Here is a 15,537-nt window from a genome sequence, read left to right on the forward strand (position 1 = left end):
ATGCCTGACGCTCAGCGGCGGGAGGTTGCAATCGCCACGGCGGGTTGCGATATAATGCCGAACGTTTTTTTGTTAACTCACAGGATCTTATGGAACGCTTTCTGGAAAATGCTATGTATGCCTCACGCTGGTTGTTGGCGCCGGTTTATTTTGGTCTTTCGCTCGGGCTGATTGCGCTGTCGATCAAATTTTTTCAGGAGATTTTCCACATACTGCCGCACATCTTCAGCGTGGGCGAGTCGGAGCTGATTCTGACGCTGCTGTCGCTGGTCGATATGACGCTGGTAGGCGGTCTGCTGGTGATGGTGATGTTCTCTGGCTACGAAAATTTTGTCTCCCAGCTGGATATCAATGAAGGTAAAGAAAAGCTCAGCTGGCTGGGCAAAATGGATGCCACCTCCCTGAAAAATAAAGTGGCGGCGTCGATTGTTGCAATCTCCTCTATCCATCTGCTGCGGGTGTTTATGGACGCGAAAAACGTACCGGACAACAAGCTGATGTGGTACGTCATTATCCACCTGACCTTTGTGCTGTCGGCGTTTGTGATGGGCTATCTCGATCGTCTGACCAAGGGTAAGCACTGATACACTAGCCCGCCGGCGCAGAGCCGCCGGGCAGGTGACTTATTTATCCGACGAGGTTTGCCATAAATTGAGCTGACCATCCGCGACGTGCTGGTCAATCTGCGCCAGCTCTTCTGCGCTAAACGTCAGATTTTTTAGCGCCTGTACGTTCTCCTCCAGCTGCTGTGGGCGGCTGGCGCCAATCAGCACCGACGTGACCCGACGATCCTTCAGCAGCCAGCTCAGCGCCATTTGCGCCATACTCTGCCCGCGGCTGTGGGCCATCTCCTGCAGTAAGCGCAGGCTGTTCAGATTTGACTCACTGAGCATATTTTCCGTCAGCCCGCGCGCTCTTTTCCCTTCGTAGAACATCCGCGAACCCTCCGGGATCTGCTGTAGATATTTACCGGTCAGCAGGCCCTGCGCCAGCGGCGTAAAGGCGATACAGCCGACGCCGTTCTCCTCCAGCGTATCCAGCAGTCCGCTGGTATCGACCCAGCGGTTGAGCAGGTTATAAGACGGCTGGTGAATAAGCAGCGGGATCTTCCAGTCGCGCAAAAGTGCGGCCATTTGCTGCGTTCGTTCCGGCGAATAGGAGGAGATACCGACATACAAGGCTTTACCGCTCTGTACCGCCTGCGCCAGGGCTGCGGCAGTCTCTTCCATCGGCGTATTTTCATCGACGCGATGCGAATAGAAAATATCGACGTAATCCAGTCCCATCCGCTGCAGGCTCTGGTCGAGGCTGGCGAGCAGATATTTTCGCGAACTACCGTTGCCATAGGGGCCTGGCCACATGGAATAGCCTGCTTTCGTCGCCACAATCAGCTCGTCGCGGTAGGCGGCAAAATCCTCGCGCAGCAGGCGGCCAAAGTTTTCCTCCGCGCTGCCGGGCGGCGGCCCGTAGTTATTCGCCAGATCGAAATGGGTAATGCCCAGGTCAAAGGCCTTGCGTAGCAGGGCGCGTTGGTCATCCAGCGCGTGACCGTGACTAAAGTTGTGCCACAGTCCCAACGACAAAAGGGGCAACTGCAGGCCGCTTTTACCGCAGTAGCGGTACTGCATGCAATCGTAGCGGGTGGCGTCAGCTAACCAGGACATGATCTCTCCTTATAAATTAAAACGTCGTTTCCATTTTAACTGGTATGGCACGCCGGCAGCGTTTGCTGGATCACAATGCGTAAGATTGCTGGCGTCACTGCGCGCTTATGCTTTGCTTAAAGGGGGTTAATTTCCGGAGAAGAGATGATGACGCGACAGACGGCGAAAGATTTTCCGCAAGAGCTGCTGGAGTACTACGACTATTATGCGCACGGCAAAATCAGCAAGAGGGAGTTTTTACAACTGGCCGGGAAGTACGCCGTCGGTGGCATGACCGCCCTGGCGCTGTTTAATCTGCTGAAACCCAACTATGCGCTTGCCGGGCAGGTCTCGTTTACCGACCCGGATATTCATGCGGAATATATTCGCTATCCTTCTCCCGAGGGGCACGGAGAGGTGCGCGGGTATCTGGTGGTGCCGACGAAATCAAGCGTAAAACCGGCGTCGGTGATCGTCGTGCATGAGAATCGCGGGCTGAATCCCTATATCGAAGATGTCGCCCGGCGAGTGGCCAAAGCCGGTTACATCGCGCTGGCACCGGATGGCCTGAGTTCGGTGGGTGGCTATCCCGGCAATGACGACGAAGGGAGAGAGCTTCAGCAGAAAGTCGATCCGCAGAAACTGATGAACGACTTTTTTGCCGCCGTCGCCTTTATGGAAAAACATCCGCAGGCGAGCGGCAAAGTGGGAATAACCGGTTTTTGTTACGGCGGCGGTGTGTGTAATGCTGCCGCCGTGGCGATCCCGGAACTGGCCTGCGCAGTGCCGTTTTATGGCCGCCAGCCGCCGATCGCGGATGTCGATAAAATCCATGCGCCGCTGCTGCTGCACTATGCGGAGCTGGATAAGCCCATCACGGACGGCTGGCCCGCCTATGAACAGGCGCTGAAGGCGCAGCATAAAGTGTTCGAGGCCTATATCTATCCTCAGGTGAACCACGGTTTTCACAACGACTCCACGCCGCGTTATGACCGCGCCGCCGCTGAGCTCGCCTGGCAGCGAACGCTGGCGTGGTTTGCCAAATATCTCGGCTAAAAAGGGCGGAAATAGCGCTGGCACTCGCTCAAAAAATCGCTATATAATTTTGTATATAACGATTGAGGGGGGGAAAGCGATGGATAACCATTTTGGCAAAGGTTTAATGGCGGGACTGAAGGCTTCTCAGGCTGAAAGCGCCAGCAACGCAGCCGGTTTTTGCGCGGATTATAAACGTGGGTTTGTCCTCGGTTATTCTCAGCGTATGTTTGAAAAAACCGGCGATCGTCAGCTTAGCGCCTGGGAGGCCGGGATCCTCACCCGCCGCTATGGCCTGGACAGAAACATGGTCATGGATTTCTTCAGGGAAGGGCATTCCTGTACCGCCATGCGTTACTTTATGGCGGGATACCGGCTGGAAAGTTAACTACCGAAGGCCGAAGCCTCCGGTAGAGGAGGCGTTATGCCTGGCGTTTGTCTTCGGTCAGGGTATCGAAGTCGCTGGCGCTGTGGCGTTCATGCAGCTGCTCGTTAAGCGGGCCGTTGGTCCGGTTGACGATACGCCCGCGTTTGACTGCCGGACGATTGGCGATGTCCTGCGCCCAGCGCAGGACGTTTTTATAGCTGCCGGCGTCAAGGAATTCCGCGGCGTTATACACCCCACCGAGCACCACATTGCCGTACCACGGCCAGATAGCCATATCGGCGATAGTGTACTCTTCCCCGGAAACATAGCGATTGCGGGCGAGCTGTTTATCCAGCACGTCGAGCTGACGTTTGGCCTCCATCGTGAAGCGGTCAATCGCATACTCGATTTTCACCGGCGCATAGTTAAAGAAGTGGCCAAAACCGCCGCCGAGGAACGGGGCTGCGCCCTGTAACCAGAACAGCCAGTTAAGGGTTTCGGTCCGCCCGGCGGGATCTTTAGGCAGGAAGAAACCAAACTTCTCAGCGAGGTACAGCAGGATGCTGCCGGACTCAAATACGCGCGTCGGCGGGGTGGTGGAGTGGTCGCTCAGTGCGGGAATTTTTGAGTTGGGGTTTACCTCAACAAAACCGCTGGAGAACTGATCGCCTTCACCAATGCGAATCAGCCAGGCATCGTATTCCGCGCCGCTCACGCCGAGCGCCAGCAGCTCTTCCAGCAGGATGGTCACCTTCTGGCCGTTGGGCGTGCCCAGGGAGTAGAGCTGCAGCGGATGTGAGCCGACCGGTAGCGTTTTTTCATGGGTTGCGCCGGAGACGGGACGGTTGATGTTGGCGAACGCGCCGCCGTTGTTTTGCTTCCACTCCCACACTTTAGGTGGTTGGTAGTTATTCTCTGACATGAGGACCTGCCTTTTTAGTGAGCCGTTGAGGGAGTGTAGCAGGAGATACTAAGCAGGTTTAACAGTGTGAGGCTTATTGGCCCCGGCCAGCGTCGCGCAACCGGGGCGAGGAGGACTCAGGCCATAATCCGCGCGGCCCATACGCTGATATCGTCGCTGCTGCCAAGGTCCGGCTGCACCAGACCGTTGACCATAAAGGTAGGCGAGACATGAATACCGTTCTGTCGCGCGTATTTGCAATGCCATTTAATTTCAGCCTGCAGCTCAGGGCGGGCGAAGGCCGTCGAGAGCAGAACCTGGCTATAGCGCTCAATGCGCTGGATTATCTGCTGCGGCGTGGTCTCCATATTCGGCCCGCTGCAATGGTCGGTAAATTCAAACTCTTCGCGATGGTCGGCGACGGCTTTTAACACCCTGTGCGCCTGCTCTCTGCCGTACGGAAGCGTCGAGGCGGCAAGAATGCAGCGCACGATGACGCCGGAGAAAAGATGCCACGGCTGCGACTGCAGGCGAATCTTGATGGTCACATTATCCGCGCCGACTTCGTCCAGTAGCTCGTCGAGCTTATTGAACGCCCGGACGGAAAACGGGCAGGTTGGCTCAAGGAAAACCTCAAAAGTGCGTGGGCCGTGGCCCCAGACCAGCGGTTGAGCCTGCAGATGCGGTTGTGCGCTCATAATCAACTCCTGACGTTGTCTCATTCTTCGTTATGATTCCCTGAATCACCCGGCTGTTGTCGACGGCAAGGCAACCTGAACTATTTCGGGGAGATATTACAAATAACGATATCACTTTTACCCAAAGGCGCCGGGTTATTTTCCTGCCGGGCACGATCGCTGAATCCAATGAGTGGTATCATCATTTCACCTCTGTCTGGTAAGTGCCTGTGGCAGGATAAGAAGAGGGAGTTTTGTTCCGCCAACTGCCCGGGCTGCATTAATTTGAGGTCAGGCTAATGAGCAAAGGATCGACAAGTAGTGATGCCCCTTTTGGTACATTGTTGGGCTACGCGCCGGGGGGCGTAGCAATTTATTCATCGAATTACAGCAGTTTAAATCCGCGCGACTATCCGGATGACGCGACGTTCCGCAGTTATATCGGCAATGAGTATATGGGGCACAAATGGCAGTGCGTTGAATTTGCGCGCCGCTTTTTGTTTCTCACCTACGGCTTTGTCTTTACCGATGTCGGCATGGCCTATGAAATCTTCTCCCTGCGTTTTCTGCGTGAAGTGGTCAATGACAATATTCTGCCGCTGCAGGCTTTCGCAAACGGCGCCCGCCGTCCGCCGATGGCCGGCTCGCTGCTGATATGGCAGAAAGGCGGTGAGTTCAAGCATACCGGCCATGTTGCGGTGATTACGCAGCTGGTAGGCAATAAGGTTCGCATCGCCGAGCAAAACGTGATTCACGCTCCGCTGCCGCAGGGCCAGCAATGGACTCGCGAATTAACGCTGGAAGTGAAAGACGGTTTCTACACCATCAAAGATACCTTTGCCGATACGGAAATATTAGGCTGGATGATTCAGACCGCCGATACCGAGCACAGCCTGCCGCAGCCGGTGCTGCCGGGTGAAGCGATGGCGATTCAGGGCGCGAGATTGCCGAATAAAGGTCAGTTCCGCGGTAACTGGCTGAACGAGAAAGATTCGCTGCAGAAAGCCTACGTGGCCGCCAACGGTCACTTCATCAATCAAGATCCCTATCAATACTTCACCATTACCGAAAGCGCCGAGCAGGAGCTGATCAAAGCGACCAACGAGCTGCATTTGATGTACCTGCACGCCACCGATAAGGTGATGAAAGATGACAATCTGCTGGCGCTGTTTGATATCCCTAAAATTCTCTGGCCGCGCCTGCGCCTTTCGTGGCAGCGACGCCGTCATCATATGATTACCGGCCGCATGGATTTCTGTATGGATGAGCGCGGGCTGAAGGTCTATGAATACAACGCCGATTCCGCCTCTTGTCATACCGAAGGCGGGCTGATCCTCGAACAGTGGTTGAAACAGGGCTACTACGGCAGCGGACACAACCCGGCGGAGAATCTGCTTGATGAGCTGGCGGGTGCCTGGAAACACAGCCGCGCCCGTCCTTTCGTGCATATCATGCAGGACAAGGATCTGGAGGAGAACTACCACGCGCTGTTCATCCAGCGCTCGCTCACGCAGGCGGGATTTGAAAGTAAGATCCTCTTTGGCCTTGATGAATTGCACTGGGATGCCGCCGGGCAGCTGATCGACGGCGACGGGCGTCTGGTGAACTGCGTCTGGAAAACCTGGGCCTGGGAAACCGCCATCGAGCAGGTGCGTGAAGTCAGCGCCGATGAGTACGCCGCCGTGCCGATCCGTACCGGACATCCGCAAAACGAGGTGCGGCTGATCGACGTACTGCTGCGTCCGGAAGTGCTGGTCTTCGAACCGCTGTGGACGGTGATCCCCGGTAACAAGGCCATTCTGCCGGTACTGTGGTCGCTGTTCCCGAACCACCGCTATTTGCTGGATACCGATTTTGTGGTCAACGAGGAGCTGGCGAAAACCGGTTATGCGGTGAAACCTATCTCTGGCCGCTGCGGCAACAACATCGATTTGATTGGTCCGAAAGACGAAGTGCTGGATAAAACCAGCGGGCAGTTTGTCGATCGTAAAAATATTTACCAGCAGCTCTGGTGCCTGCCGAAAGTGGATGGTAAATACATTCAGGTATGTACGTTTACCGTCGGCGGCAACTACGGCGGTACTTGTCTGCGCGGCGATGATTCGCTGGTAGTCAAAAAAGAGAGTGATATCGAACCGTTAATTGTGCTGAAAGACAGCGACGGCCGGTAGCCGGCAGCCCGGGCAGCGCCGTAAACGGCCTGTCCGGGCAACAAATCCTGCAAACACGATAAGTCACAAAGACAACAACAAGACAGAAAAGGAAAATAATATGCACGACAGGCGACTCGCCGTCCGCGCGGGTGAACTCAAGCCCTCCGCCGTCCGCGAACTTCTGAAGCACAGTAAACTGCCCGGCGTTATCTCTCTGGGCGGCGGGATCCCGGCTCCGGAGCTGTTTGATACCGAAGGTCTGAATCTGGCTGTGCAACAGGTGATGAGCGGGCGCTTCAACGATGCATTTCAGTATGGTTTGACCGAAGGCTACCCGCCGCTGCGTCAGGCCGTGAGCGAACTGTGTCAGGCGCGCGGCGTTGACTGCCAGGCCAGCCATGTTTATATCACCTCCGGTTCTCAGCAATCGTTAGATATTGTAGCCCGTACGCTGCTCGATCCGGGCGATGCGATTGTGGTTGAGCGCCCGACCTACCTGGCGGCGCTGCAGGTATTCCAGTTGGCGCAGGCCAATATTCTCAGCGTGGATACCGACGATAACGGGATGCTGGTCGAACAGCTGGCCGACCTGCTGGAAACGACCCGCGTCAAAGCGGTTTATCTGGTGCCCACCTTCGGCAACCCCGGCGGAAAAACCCTGAGCGAAGATCGCCGTCGCCGCCTGGTGGCGCTGGCGAAACAGCATGATTTTGTCATCATCGAAGATGACCCCTATGGCGAAATCAGCTTTACCGATGAAGTTCGCCGTCCGCTGTATCAGCACGCGGTTGAGCTGGGCTGTGAAGATCAGGTGGTCTACACCTCCACCTTCTCCAAAATTCTTGCGCCGGGGATGCGTATCGGCTGGATTGTGATGCCGGACTGGCTGGCGCAGCAGACGGTGATCGTTAAGCAGGCGGCGGATCTGCATACCAACATGCTGTCGCAGGTGATCACGGCGGAATATCTGGCGATGAATCGCCTGGATAGCCAGATCGCGCTGATCCGTGAGGATTATCGTAAGAAGTGTGTGGCGCTGGCGGATGCGCTGGAGTCGCGACTCGGGGAGCACATTGCATTCAGCCGACCAAAAGGCGGGATGTTCCTGTGGGCTCACTTCCGCTATTCGTTCGATACCATGGAATGGATGAAGAAAACGCTGGCAAACGGCGTGGTGTTTGTCCCTGGCGAAGCGTTCTATCACGATAATCCGGATACCCGTACGCTGCGTCTGTCCTACTCTACGGTCTCGGAAGAGGGGCTGATGACGGCCGTGGAACGTCTGGCGAAATCGCTGTAGCGATATAAATAACTCCGCGCCGCCGGGCGGCACGGAGTGTTAATCTGGTTTAGTCGCTTTCGGCGATGCGGTCATCGAGCCAAATCAGCATCAGTGAAGAGAGAAATGCAACGCCGAGTGTGCCAATAAATAGCCACATAAAGAATACCTCAGAGGGTTTTTATTATTTTTCTGCTTTGACCGGTGAGTGCTTGTTTCTGTTGATCATCGTGACTTTAGTCGCGGACTGGGAGGTGGCGAGCGTGAAGAAATCATCAGCATCAATATCAAAATTCAGCAGGATTTCCCTGTATTTCCCGCAGTGAATTAACTCTTTCGCTTCTTGCATACTACTTGCTGTTATTGTCGGCATCGTCTTATCTCGTGTGAAAACTGGTTAGCAAAGTAAGAGCTTGTGCATATCAGATCAACTCTTTTTTATCGCCGCCGGTAAGATCTGTTTTCCTTATTTTTAAAAGGGAAAAGCGCGGGCAGAATACCATTGCGGGACAGGGCCTCGCCATTGCCGTGCGGCCGGTGAATTCAAAAGAAGCGTTAACGCTGTTTTTCGCTCATCAGCTGGCGGCAGCGCTGCTGATCCTGAGCAATGCTCTCTTGTTCTTGTTGGCTGAGCTGCAGCCAGGTCTGACGCATACGTTCGCCAAGCGCCGGGATATAGTGGTTTTTGTGCAGCGCGTAATCGGCATTGCCGCCTTCGACAATATTTTCCATATCGCGCAGAAACGCCTGGCTATCCCGGTGGTCGATGACACAGAAAACCGAACGGTACCAGGCAATCTCTTCTTCGGAGTAGCGGGGCGTGAACCACCAGACAAGCAGCGCAATGAGCGCCAGCAGCGGAATGACAAAAGGTAATTTCTTCAGCATGGCGTGGTCAGGGAGAGGAAACAGGGGCGTAGTGTACCTGCTGCACAAACGGAATGTCATCCCGGAGGTCACTTTTACCTCCGGGCGAGCGGGTCAGGTGCCGTTAGCGCGGTTATTCGCTAACGGCAAAAGAGCTATAGCAGAACCACCTCTTTTGCGGTCCGGTCGATAGCGCGTTTGGTCTTCTCGACCAGTTCATCCAGTTCGCTGTGGCTGGCAATCAGCGCGGGAGCCATAATCATACGCCCCAGGGTTGAGCGGATAATGACCCCCTCTTCAAAGCCGATAGTCCGGCAGCGCCAGGCCAGATCGTTTTCATTGGCAAAGCGTTTGCGGGTCGACTTATCTTCGGCGAACTGCAGAGCGGCCACGAGGCCTGCGCCCTGGATTTCACCAATCATCGGGTGGTGGCTAAACACCTCACGCAGCGTTTTTTGCAGATACGGGCCGGTGTCGTCACGTACGGTGGTGACCCGGTTTTCATCGCGCAGCGCTTTCAGGTTAGCAATGGCAACGGCCGCAGCGACGGGGTGGCCGGAATAGGTCAAACCGTGGGCAAATACGCCGCCTTTCTCAACCAGCACCTCGGCCATCCGTTTGCTCAGCACCAGGCCGCCCATCGGAACATAGCCGGAGGTCAGCCCTTTAGCGATGGAGAGCGTATCCGGTTCAAAGCCAAAATACTGGTGCGCAAACCATTCGCCGGTTCTGCCAAAGCCGCCAATCACCTCATCGGCGCACAGCAGCACGTCGTATTGGCGACAAATACGCTGAATCTCCGGCCAGTAGCTCTCCGGCGGGAAGATCATCCCGCCGGCGCCCTGGAACGGTTCGGCGATAAAGCCCGCGACGTTCTCCGCGCCGAGCTCGAGGATCTTCTCTTCCAGCTGGCGGGCGCAGCGCAGGCCAAACTCCTGCGGCGTCAGGTTGCCGCCGTGCATATACCAGTAGGGCTCATCAATATGCGCCACGTCGGGGATCATCCCCCCCATGGCGTGCATGGCTTTCATGCCCCCGAGCGCGCTGGCGGCGAGGGTAGAGCCGTGGTAGCCGTTCCAGCGGCCAATCATCACCTTTTTCTGCGGTTTACCGAGTATCTGCCAGTAGCGACGCACGGTGCGGATCAGCACTTCATTCGATTCAGAACCGGAGTTGGTGTAAATGGCGTGGCTGTAGTGCCCGGGCAGCAGGCTGAAAAGCAGTTCGGACAGCTCAATCACCGTCGGGTGCGTGGTGTGGAAGAACATATTGTAATAGGGCAGCTTCGCGAACTGCGCTGCCGCGGCATCGGCCAGATCCTGGCGGCTGTAGCCCAGCTGGGTACACCACAGTCCTGACATACCGTCCAGATACTTGTTGCCGTCATTGTCCCAGAGGTACAGGCCTTCGCCGCGTACCATGACGCGCGGTCCTTCAGCGTTCAGCGCTTTCTGGTCGAGAAACGCGTGGATATGGTGTGCGGCATCCCCGCTTTGATACTCGGTAGTGGATCGCGTCGGGTGAATAGGGTAAGTCATGTTATCTCTCCTGTAAGCGGAATCAGTGCAAGGCGAGGCCGTTGCCTGCTAGCGAAACTGGAACCAGGTCGTTTTAAGGGTGGTGAATTTGTCGAAGGCATGCAGCGACAAATCCCGACCAAAACCAGACTGTTTATTGCCGCCAAACGGCACGGTGACGTCCAGCGCATCCACGGTATTGACCGACACCGTGCCGGCGTTAAGCCGTCCGGCAACCCGGTGCGCGCGGTGCAGGTCGTCTGTCCAGATCGACGCGGCGAGGGCATAAATATGGTTATTAGCCAGCTGGATGGCCTGCTGTTCATCATCAAAGGGGATAGCGGCAAGCACCGGGCCGAAAATTTCATCTTTCCACAGCGACATCTCTTCGTTCACCCCATCCAGCAGCGTGGGCTGAACGTAGTTGGCGATCCCTTCAATCTCGACCTCACGGCCGCCGGTCAGCACGCGTGCACCTTCCTGTTGGGCCGAACGGATCGCGCGTATGACCTTTTGCGCATGCGCTGCGCTGACCATCGCGCCCATTTTGGCCGTCGGATCAAAGGGGTGAGACGGTGCCCAGGCTTCCATTTTGGCCTGTACCCGGGTGATAAAGTCGGCATAAATCGCGCGTTCTACCAGCAGCCGTGAGTTGGCGGAGCACACTTCGCCCTGGTTAAAACAGATACCGAAAGCGGCTTTCTCCGCCGCCAGGTCGAGATCCTGGCAGTCAGCAAAGACGATGTTGGCGCTTTTACCGCCGCACTCCAGCCAGACCTGTTTCAGGTTTGACTGCGCGGAGTAGGTCATGAAGGCCTTGCCGACCGCGGTCGAACCGGTAAAGGTGATGACATCAATATCGTTATGCAGCCCAAGCGCGGTGCCCGTTTCTGTGCCGAGACCGGTGACGACGTTCAGTACGCCTGGCGGGAGACCCGCCTCGAGCGCCAGTTCACCCAGACGCAGCGCCGAAAAAGGCGAATTTTCTGAGGGTTTGAGGATCACGCTGTTCCCGGCGGCCAGCGCCGGCCCGAGTTTCCAGCAGGCGAGATCGAGCGGAAAGTTCCACGGTACGATTGCCGCCACCACGCCGACCGCTTCACGAGTGAGGGTGGCGAGCGACCCTTTACGCGTGGGGGCGACCTCGGCGTAAATTTTATCGACGCTTTCGGCGTACCAGGCCATGACGTGCGCCGCGCCGGGAATATCCATATTCAGCGCATCGTTGACCGGTTTCCCCATGCTCGCACTTTCAAGCAGCGCCAGCTCTTCACGGTGTTCGAGAATCAGCGCGGAGAGCCTGAGCAGCACGGTTTTACGTTCCTGCGGCGGCAGACCGGACCAGACGCCGGAGGCGAAGCTGGCACGGGATGATTTTACTGCAATATCAATATCGTCAGCTTGCAGCGCCGTCACCGCGGCGAGCACGCTATTGGTCGCCGGGTTGATGGCCGGGCAGACTTTACGGCTGATGGCGAGGTAGGGACGACCATCGACGATCGCGTGGCTGATAAAGCGTTGCTCCCGCAGTTTGTCCTGCCAGAAATTTCTATCACACATACCAGACATGCGCCTCTCCCTTGATATGTTGCTTGTTTGTTATTGATTTGTTGCTATTGATTCATGATGCAGGAGGAGGCAGCGACGAGAAAGGACTAAAAATCTAGGTAACCTCTATAAAAAACGTAGCTAGTCCCGGGGAGGGGATAATTCTCAGGGGCGCGCGGGGCGGTTATTTCTGTGACGGCATTCATAAAAATCACGCGGGTTATTTTTTAATGGTTTGTATTTAAAAGGATATTATTTTTATGCTTCGGTTTTTTGAGCACAGCTGCTGCTGTCTTTTAAATATATTAAATATTGTTTGATTTAATAACAGGTAATGAAAAAAAGATGAATGACCCTTATTCCTTGCGATCTGAGGCCGCGGGCCTGTCGTTGGCTCGCAGCTTTCCTGCGCTTTGTCTGTTAATTTTCTGTAAAAATACGACCCGCGTCGGATTGTTGATCTTTTTCCGCTGGCGGGGTTGCGGGCGACGGGGAGCATCGTTTAAAGCTATTTAGCTTATCTCTCTGAGAATAAAAAATAAGGTGTCCCATGCCCCATTTCACCCTGAAGCAGCTCAAATACTTTGTTGCCGTTGTCGAAGCAGAGAGTATTGCGGAAGCCTCCAGACAGTTACATATCGCCCAGCCGTCAATTTCCATTGCGGTGAAAACCCTGGAAGATATGTTTGAACAGCAGTTTTTTATTCGCCACCACGCGCAAGGGGTGTCGATGACCCCCAGCGGGCAACGCTTTTATGAAAAGGCGAAGGAGCTGCTGCGGCTTTCGTATCAGTTTGAGCAAAATTCAAAAGCGGATAATGAACTGGTCTCCGGCATTATTTCACTAGGCTGTTTTGAAACGGCGGCGCCGCTCTATTTACCTTCGCTGATTGCCGGATTTAAAAAGATCTATCCCGATATCACCCTCAAAATTTGCGATGGTGAGCAGCATGAAATTACGCACGGTCTGCACCGCGGGCGTTTCGATCTGGCGTTTCTCTACGATCTTGAGCTGGATACCGCGATTCACACCGAAAGCCTCAATGCACCGCAGAAGCCTTATGCTCTGCTGCCGGCACATCATCCGCTGGCGCAGCGAGCGACAGTGAAACTCTCCGAGCTCAATAACCTGCCGATGGTCCTGTTGGACGTGGTGCCAAGTCGAAACTATTTCATCAGTATTTTCAAAGATAAAGGGTATAATCCTCAGGTTGCCTACAGCTCGCCGTCTATTGAGATGGTGCGCTGCATGGTCGGCCAGGGGCTGGGTTTTTCCGTGCTGGTAACCCGCCCGGTTTCCGACATGACCTACGATGGCCAGCAGGTGCGCTGCGTGGAAATTCAGGACGAGATGGCGAACTCCACGCTGGTGATGGCGCACCTGCGCAGTAGCGAGCCGACCAAACCGACTAAACTGTTTATGGAATATTGTCGCCATGCGGTACTCAGCCCGGCGGACATTGATGCGCGGGTGGCGTAAATTCAGCGAAGAATAAGAGACGGCTCGTACTATTGCGGGCCGGGTCACTCTCTGACGGTGATATTAAATATAAAAAAACGAGTCTCTGAATATATTTTTTATAGGCTTGATGGCTTGCGATTTCTTTTTTATGAATAATTGGCTGCTCGCCGGATTATCTTTTGCCGTTAATCTCCCGCAAATAATACTTTTATTCATTAGATTCAAGATGCTGCGCTCTGCATCACTATTTTATTCTCAGGTTCTAAATTTATAATAATTTACCTGCTTGTTACGGTTTATTAACCTCGGTCCTGCGCAGTGGTTTATTCCTGGCGATTGAACACCATTCGAAGGACACATTTATGACCGTAGAAAAAACGAACATTGATACGTTGATTGTTGGCGGGGGTCAGGCCGGTATTGCCATGAGTGAGCATCTGACGAAGCTGGGGATCTCACATCTGGTTATCGAGAAAAACCGCATCGCTGAAGCCTGGCGAAGCGGGCGTTGGGACTCGCTGGTGGCGAATGGTCCGGCGTGGCACGACCGTTTCCCGGGGATGGAATTTAAAGGGGGGAATCCCGATAGCTTCATTCCCAAAGACGATGTGGCGGAATACTTTGAAGATTACGTCAGGGCCTTCAATCTGCCGGTGCGTACCGGCGTTGAAGTTAAAAGCGCGGTTCGCAACAGCGGACGACCGGGGTTTACCATTGAGACCACGGAGGGCGTTATTGAAGCCCAGCGTATTGTTGCCGCGACCGGGCCGTTTCAAAAACCGGTTATTCCACCGATTGCGCCAAAAGAGAGCAGCCTTCATCAAATCCACTCCGCCCGATACTACAACCCGCAGCAGCTTCCTGAGGGCGCCGTGCTGGTCGTTGGCGCGGGCTCTTCCGGCGTGCAAATTGCCGACGAGCTTCAGCGTGCCGGCCGCCGGGTCTATTTATCCGTCGGCGCGCATGACCGCCCGCCGCGCGCATATCGCAACCGGGACTTCTGCTGGTGGCTGGGGGTGCTGGGCATGTGGGACGCCCCCGCCAGCGCGCCGGGCAAAGAGCATGTCACTATCGCAGTCAGCGGCGCCCATGGCGGGCACACCGTGGACTTCCGCGAGTTGGCGCATCGCGGCATCACCCTGGTCGGGCTGACGAAAGCCTTTGAATCCGGGATGGCGACCTTCCAGCCGGATCTGTGCGACAACATTCGTCGCGGGGATGAGAACTACCTGGCGCTGCTGGATGCCGCAGATGCCTACATCGCGGCCAATGGCCTGGATCTACCGGAAGAACCTGCCGCCCGCGAGTTTTTACCTGATCCGCCGTGCATGACTTCGCCGATCCTCTCCCTGAATCTCGCGGAGGCGGGGATCGCCACCATTATCTGGGCGACCGGCTACGCGGTGGATTACAGCTGGCTCAACGTGAATGCTTTTAATGAGCAACGCCGTCCGCAGCATCAACGCGGCGTCTCCAGCGAACCCGGGGTCTATTTTCTCGGATTGCCGTGGCTGTCGCGCCGGGGGTCGACCTTCATCTGGGGCGTCTGGCATGACGCAAAACACATTGCTGACCATATTGCCACTCAGCGTAAGTACAGCCAGTACCAGGCCGCCGATCGGCGCTGAACGTTCGCCCACTAAACAGGATAAACAAGATGCCAACGCATACCCGTATTCGCATGTTTAATACCAAAGAGACTTACCCTAATCAGAGCCTGGATAACGATTTATGCCAGGCGGTTCGCGCCGGGAATACCGTCTACGTGCGCGGTCAGGTGGGAACCGATTTTGCCGGTAACCTGGTCGGATTGGGCGACCCGCAGGCTCAGGCCGAGCAGGCGATGAAAAACGTCAAACAGCTGCTGGAAGAGGCCGGAAGCGACCTGTCGCACATCGTGAAAACCACGACCTATATCATTGACCCACGTTATCGTGAGCCGGTGTATCAGGAGGTGGGTAAATGGCTGAAGGGGGTGTTCCCGATCTCCACGGGGCTGGTGATTTCAGCGCTGGCGCAGCCGCAATGGCTGATGGAGATCGATGTGATTGCCGTCATTCCCGATGATTTCGTGAAGTAAGGAGCGAC

General features: G+C 55.5%; 16 protein-coding genes. 9 read left to right on the forward strand and 7 right to left on the reverse strand.

The window, feature by feature from the left end; translation table 11 throughout:
* Nucleotides 1–89: 89 nt before the first annotated feature.
* A complete protein-coding gene (locus tag DSD31_RS03670) occupies nucleotides 90–584 on the forward strand; it encodes a TIGR00645 family protein (protein ID WP_004867699.1) in 495 nt (164 codons plus the stop codon).
* A gap of 39 nt (nucleotides 585–623) precedes the next feature.
* Here DSD31_RS03670 and mgrA read toward each other — a convergent pair whose 3' ends face one another.
* Complete coding sequence (mgrA, locus tag DSD31_RS03675; protein ID WP_015585708.1) at nucleotides 624–1,664, reverse strand: L-glyceraldehyde 3-phosphate reductase; 1,041 nt, start codon at nucleotides 1,662–1,664, stop codon at nucleotides 624–626.
* 147 nt (nucleotides 1,665–1,811) lie between these two features.
* Between mgrA and yghX the strand changes: the two genes are divergently transcribed.
* Together yghX and DSD31_RS03685 are read left to right on the forward strand one after the other, a co-directional pair.
* A complete protein-coding gene (gene yghX / locus DSD31_RS03680) occupies nucleotides 1,812–2,699 on the forward strand; it encodes a YghX family hydrolase (RefSeq protein ID WP_113991375.1) in 888 nt (295 codons plus the stop codon).
* A 79-nt stretch (nucleotides 2,700–2,778) separates the two neighbouring features.
* The gene (locus DSD31_RS03685) at nucleotides 2,779–3,066 is read left to right on the forward strand and encodes a DUF2623 family protein (RefSeq protein ID WP_004867692.1); all 288 of its coding nucleotides are present in this window, start codon (nucleotides 2,779–2,781) and stop codon (nucleotides 3,064–3,066) included.
* Nucleotides 3,067–3,100: 34 nt separating this feature from the next.
* On the opposite strand, the gene yghU is transcribed toward DSD31_RS03685, so the two are convergent.
* A complete protein-coding gene (gene yghU / locus DSD31_RS03690) occupies nucleotides 3,101–3,967 on the reverse strand; it encodes a glutathione-dependent disulfide-bond oxidoreductase (RefSeq protein ID WP_004867689.1) in 867 nt (288 codons plus the stop codon).
* A gap of 116 nt (nucleotides 3,968–4,083) precedes the next feature.
* A complete protein-coding gene (locus DSD31_RS03695) occupies nucleotides 4,084–4,644 on the reverse strand; it encodes a DsbA family protein (RefSeq protein WP_113990834.1) in 561 nt (186 codons plus the stop codon).
* Between the two features lie 95 nt (nucleotides 4,645–4,739).
* On the opposite strand from DSD31_RS03695, the gene DSD31_RS26595 reads away from it, so the two are divergent.
* The 3 genes from DSD31_RS26595 to DSD31_RS03705 all read left to right on the forward strand — a co-directional run bounded on the left by DSD31_RS26595 (nucleotide 4,740) and on the right by DSD31_RS03705 (nucleotide 8,076).
* Nucleotides 4,740–4,847: a hypothetical protein gene (locus tag DSD31_RS26595; protein ID WP_308411950.1), complete on the forward strand. Its 108-nt coding sequence runs from the start codon at nucleotides 4,740–4,742 to the stop codon at nucleotides 4,845–4,847.
* A gap of 75 nt (nucleotides 4,848–4,922) precedes the next feature.
* A complete protein-coding gene (gss, locus tag DSD31_RS03700) occupies nucleotides 4,923–6,794 on the forward strand; it encodes a bifunctional glutathionylspermidine amidase/synthase (RefSeq protein ID WP_004867682.1) in 1,872 nt (623 codons plus the stop codon).
* Nucleotides 6,795–6,894: 100 nt separating this feature from the next.
* A complete protein-coding gene (locus tag DSD31_RS03705; protein WP_004867678.1) occupies nucleotides 6,895–8,076 on the forward strand; it encodes an aminotransferase-like domain-containing protein in 1,182 nt (393 codons plus the stop codon).
* A gap of 163 nt (nucleotides 8,077–8,239) precedes the next feature.
* On the opposite strand, the gene DSD31_RS03710 is transcribed toward DSD31_RS03705, so the two are convergent.
* The 4 genes from DSD31_RS03710 to DSD31_RS03725 all read right to left on the reverse strand — a co-directional run bounded on the left by DSD31_RS03710 (nucleotide 8,240) and on the right by DSD31_RS03725 (nucleotide 11,999).
* On the reverse strand, nucleotides 8,240–8,428 hold the full coding sequence (locus DSD31_RS03710; RefSeq protein ID WP_113990835.1) for a hypothetical protein: 189 nt from the start codon (nucleotides 8,426–8,428) through the stop codon (nucleotides 8,240–8,242).
* 182 nt (nucleotides 8,429–8,610) lie between these two features.
* Nucleotides 8,611–8,943: a hypothetical protein gene (locus DSD31_RS03715; protein ID WP_004867671.1), complete on the reverse strand. Its 333-nt coding sequence runs from the start codon at nucleotides 8,941–8,943 to the stop codon at nucleotides 8,611–8,613.
* A 134-nt stretch (nucleotides 8,944–9,077) separates the two neighbouring features.
* Nucleotides 9,078–10,460, reverse strand: coding sequence for an aspartate aminotransferase family protein (locus DSD31_RS03720; RefSeq protein WP_113990836.1), 1,383 nt, complete (start codon nucleotides 10,458–10,460; stop codon nucleotides 9,078–9,080).
* A 48-nt stretch (nucleotides 10,461–10,508) separates the two neighbouring features.
* Nucleotides 10,509–11,999, reverse strand: coding sequence for an aldehyde dehydrogenase (locus DSD31_RS03725; protein ID WP_113991376.1), 1,491 nt, complete (start codon nucleotides 11,997–11,999; stop codon nucleotides 10,509–10,511).
* A 538-nt stretch (nucleotides 12,000–12,537) separates the two neighbouring features.
* On the opposite strand from DSD31_RS03725, the gene DSD31_RS03730 reads away from it, so the two are divergent.
* The 3 genes from DSD31_RS03730 (at nucleotide 12,538) to DSD31_RS03740 (ending at nucleotide 15,529) form a co-directional block, all read left to right on the forward strand.
* Nucleotides 12,538–13,467 carry a LysR family transcriptional regulator gene (locus tag DSD31_RS03730; protein ID WP_032718254.1) on the forward strand — a complete coding sequence of 310 codons (930 nt, stop codon included), beginning with the start codon at nucleotides 12,538–12,540 and terminating at the stop codon, nucleotides 13,465–13,467.
* Between the two features lie 344 nt (nucleotides 13,468–13,811).
* A complete protein-coding gene (locus DSD31_RS03735; protein ID WP_004867662.1) occupies nucleotides 13,812–15,077 on the forward strand; it encodes a flavin-containing monooxygenase in 1,266 nt (421 codons plus the stop codon).
* Between the two features lie 29 nt (nucleotides 15,078–15,106).
* Nucleotides 15,107–15,529, forward strand: a complete 423-nt coding sequence (locus DSD31_RS03740; protein WP_004867660.1) for a RidA family protein — start codon at nucleotides 15,107–15,109, stop codon at nucleotides 15,527–15,529.
* Nucleotides 15,530–15,537: the final 8 nt, after the last annotated feature.

This window comes from Klebsiella sp. X13 (assembly GCF_003323835.1).
GTDB classification, from domain to species: Bacteria; Pseudomonadota; Gammaproteobacteria; order Enterobacterales; family Enterobacteriaceae; genus Klebsiella; species Klebsiella ornithinolytica.

Excerpts from the sequence above, each read along its gene's own strand:
- DSD31_RS03670 (WP_004867699.1), top strand. The coding sequence starts at position 90 with ATGGAACGCTTTCTGGAAAATGCTATGTATGCCTCACGCTGGTTGTTG.
- mgrA (WP_015585708.1), bottom strand. The coding sequence starts at position 1,664 with ATGTCCTGGTTAGCTGACGCCACCCGCTACGATTGCATGCAGTACCGC.
- yghX (WP_113991375.1), top strand. The coding sequence starts at position 1,812 with ATGACGCGACAGACGGCGAAAGATTTTCCGCAAGAGCTGCTGGAGTAC.
- DSD31_RS03685 (WP_004867692.1), top strand. The coding sequence starts at position 2,779 with ATGGATAACCATTTTGGCAAAGGTTTAATGGCGGGACTGAAGGCTTCT.
- yghU (WP_004867689.1), bottom strand. The coding sequence starts at position 3,967 with ATGTCAGAGAATAACTACCAACCACCTAAAGTGTGGGAGTGGAAGCAA.
- DSD31_RS03695 (WP_113990834.1), bottom strand. The coding sequence starts at position 4,644 with ATGAGCGCACAACCGCATCTGCAGGCTCAACCGCTGGTCTGGGGCCAC.
- gss (WP_004867682.1), top strand. The coding sequence starts at position 4,923 with ATGAGCAAAGGATCGACAAGTAGTGATGCCCCTTTTGGTACATTGTTG.
- DSD31_RS03705 (WP_004867678.1), top strand. The coding sequence starts at position 6,895 with ATGCACGACAGGCGACTCGCCGTCCGCGCGGGTGAACTCAAGCCCTCC.
- DSD31_RS03710 (WP_113990835.1), bottom strand. The coding sequence starts at position 8,428 with ATGCCGACAATAACAGCAAGTAGTATGCAAGAAGCGAAAGAGTTAATT.
- DSD31_RS03715 (WP_004867671.1), bottom strand. The coding sequence starts at position 8,943 with ATGCTGAAGAAATTACCTTTTGTCATTCCGCTGCTGGCGCTCATTGCG.
- DSD31_RS03720 (WP_113990836.1), bottom strand. The coding sequence starts at position 10,460 with ATGACTTACCCTATTCACCCGACGCGATCCACTACCGAGTATCAAAGC.
- DSD31_RS03725 (WP_113991376.1), bottom strand. The coding sequence starts at position 11,999 with ATGTGTGATAGAAATTTCTGGCAGGACAAACTGCGGGAGCAACGCTTT.
- DSD31_RS03730 (WP_032718254.1), top strand. The coding sequence starts at position 12,538 with ATGCCCCATTTCACCCTGAAGCAGCTCAAATACTTTGTTGCCGTTGTC.
- DSD31_RS03735 (WP_004867662.1), top strand. The coding sequence starts at position 13,812 with ATGACCGTAGAAAAAACGAACATTGATACGTTGATTGTTGGCGGGGGT.
- DSD31_RS03740 (WP_004867660.1), top strand. The coding sequence starts at position 15,107 with ATGCCAACGCATACCCGTATTCGCATGTTTAATACCAAAGAGACTTAC.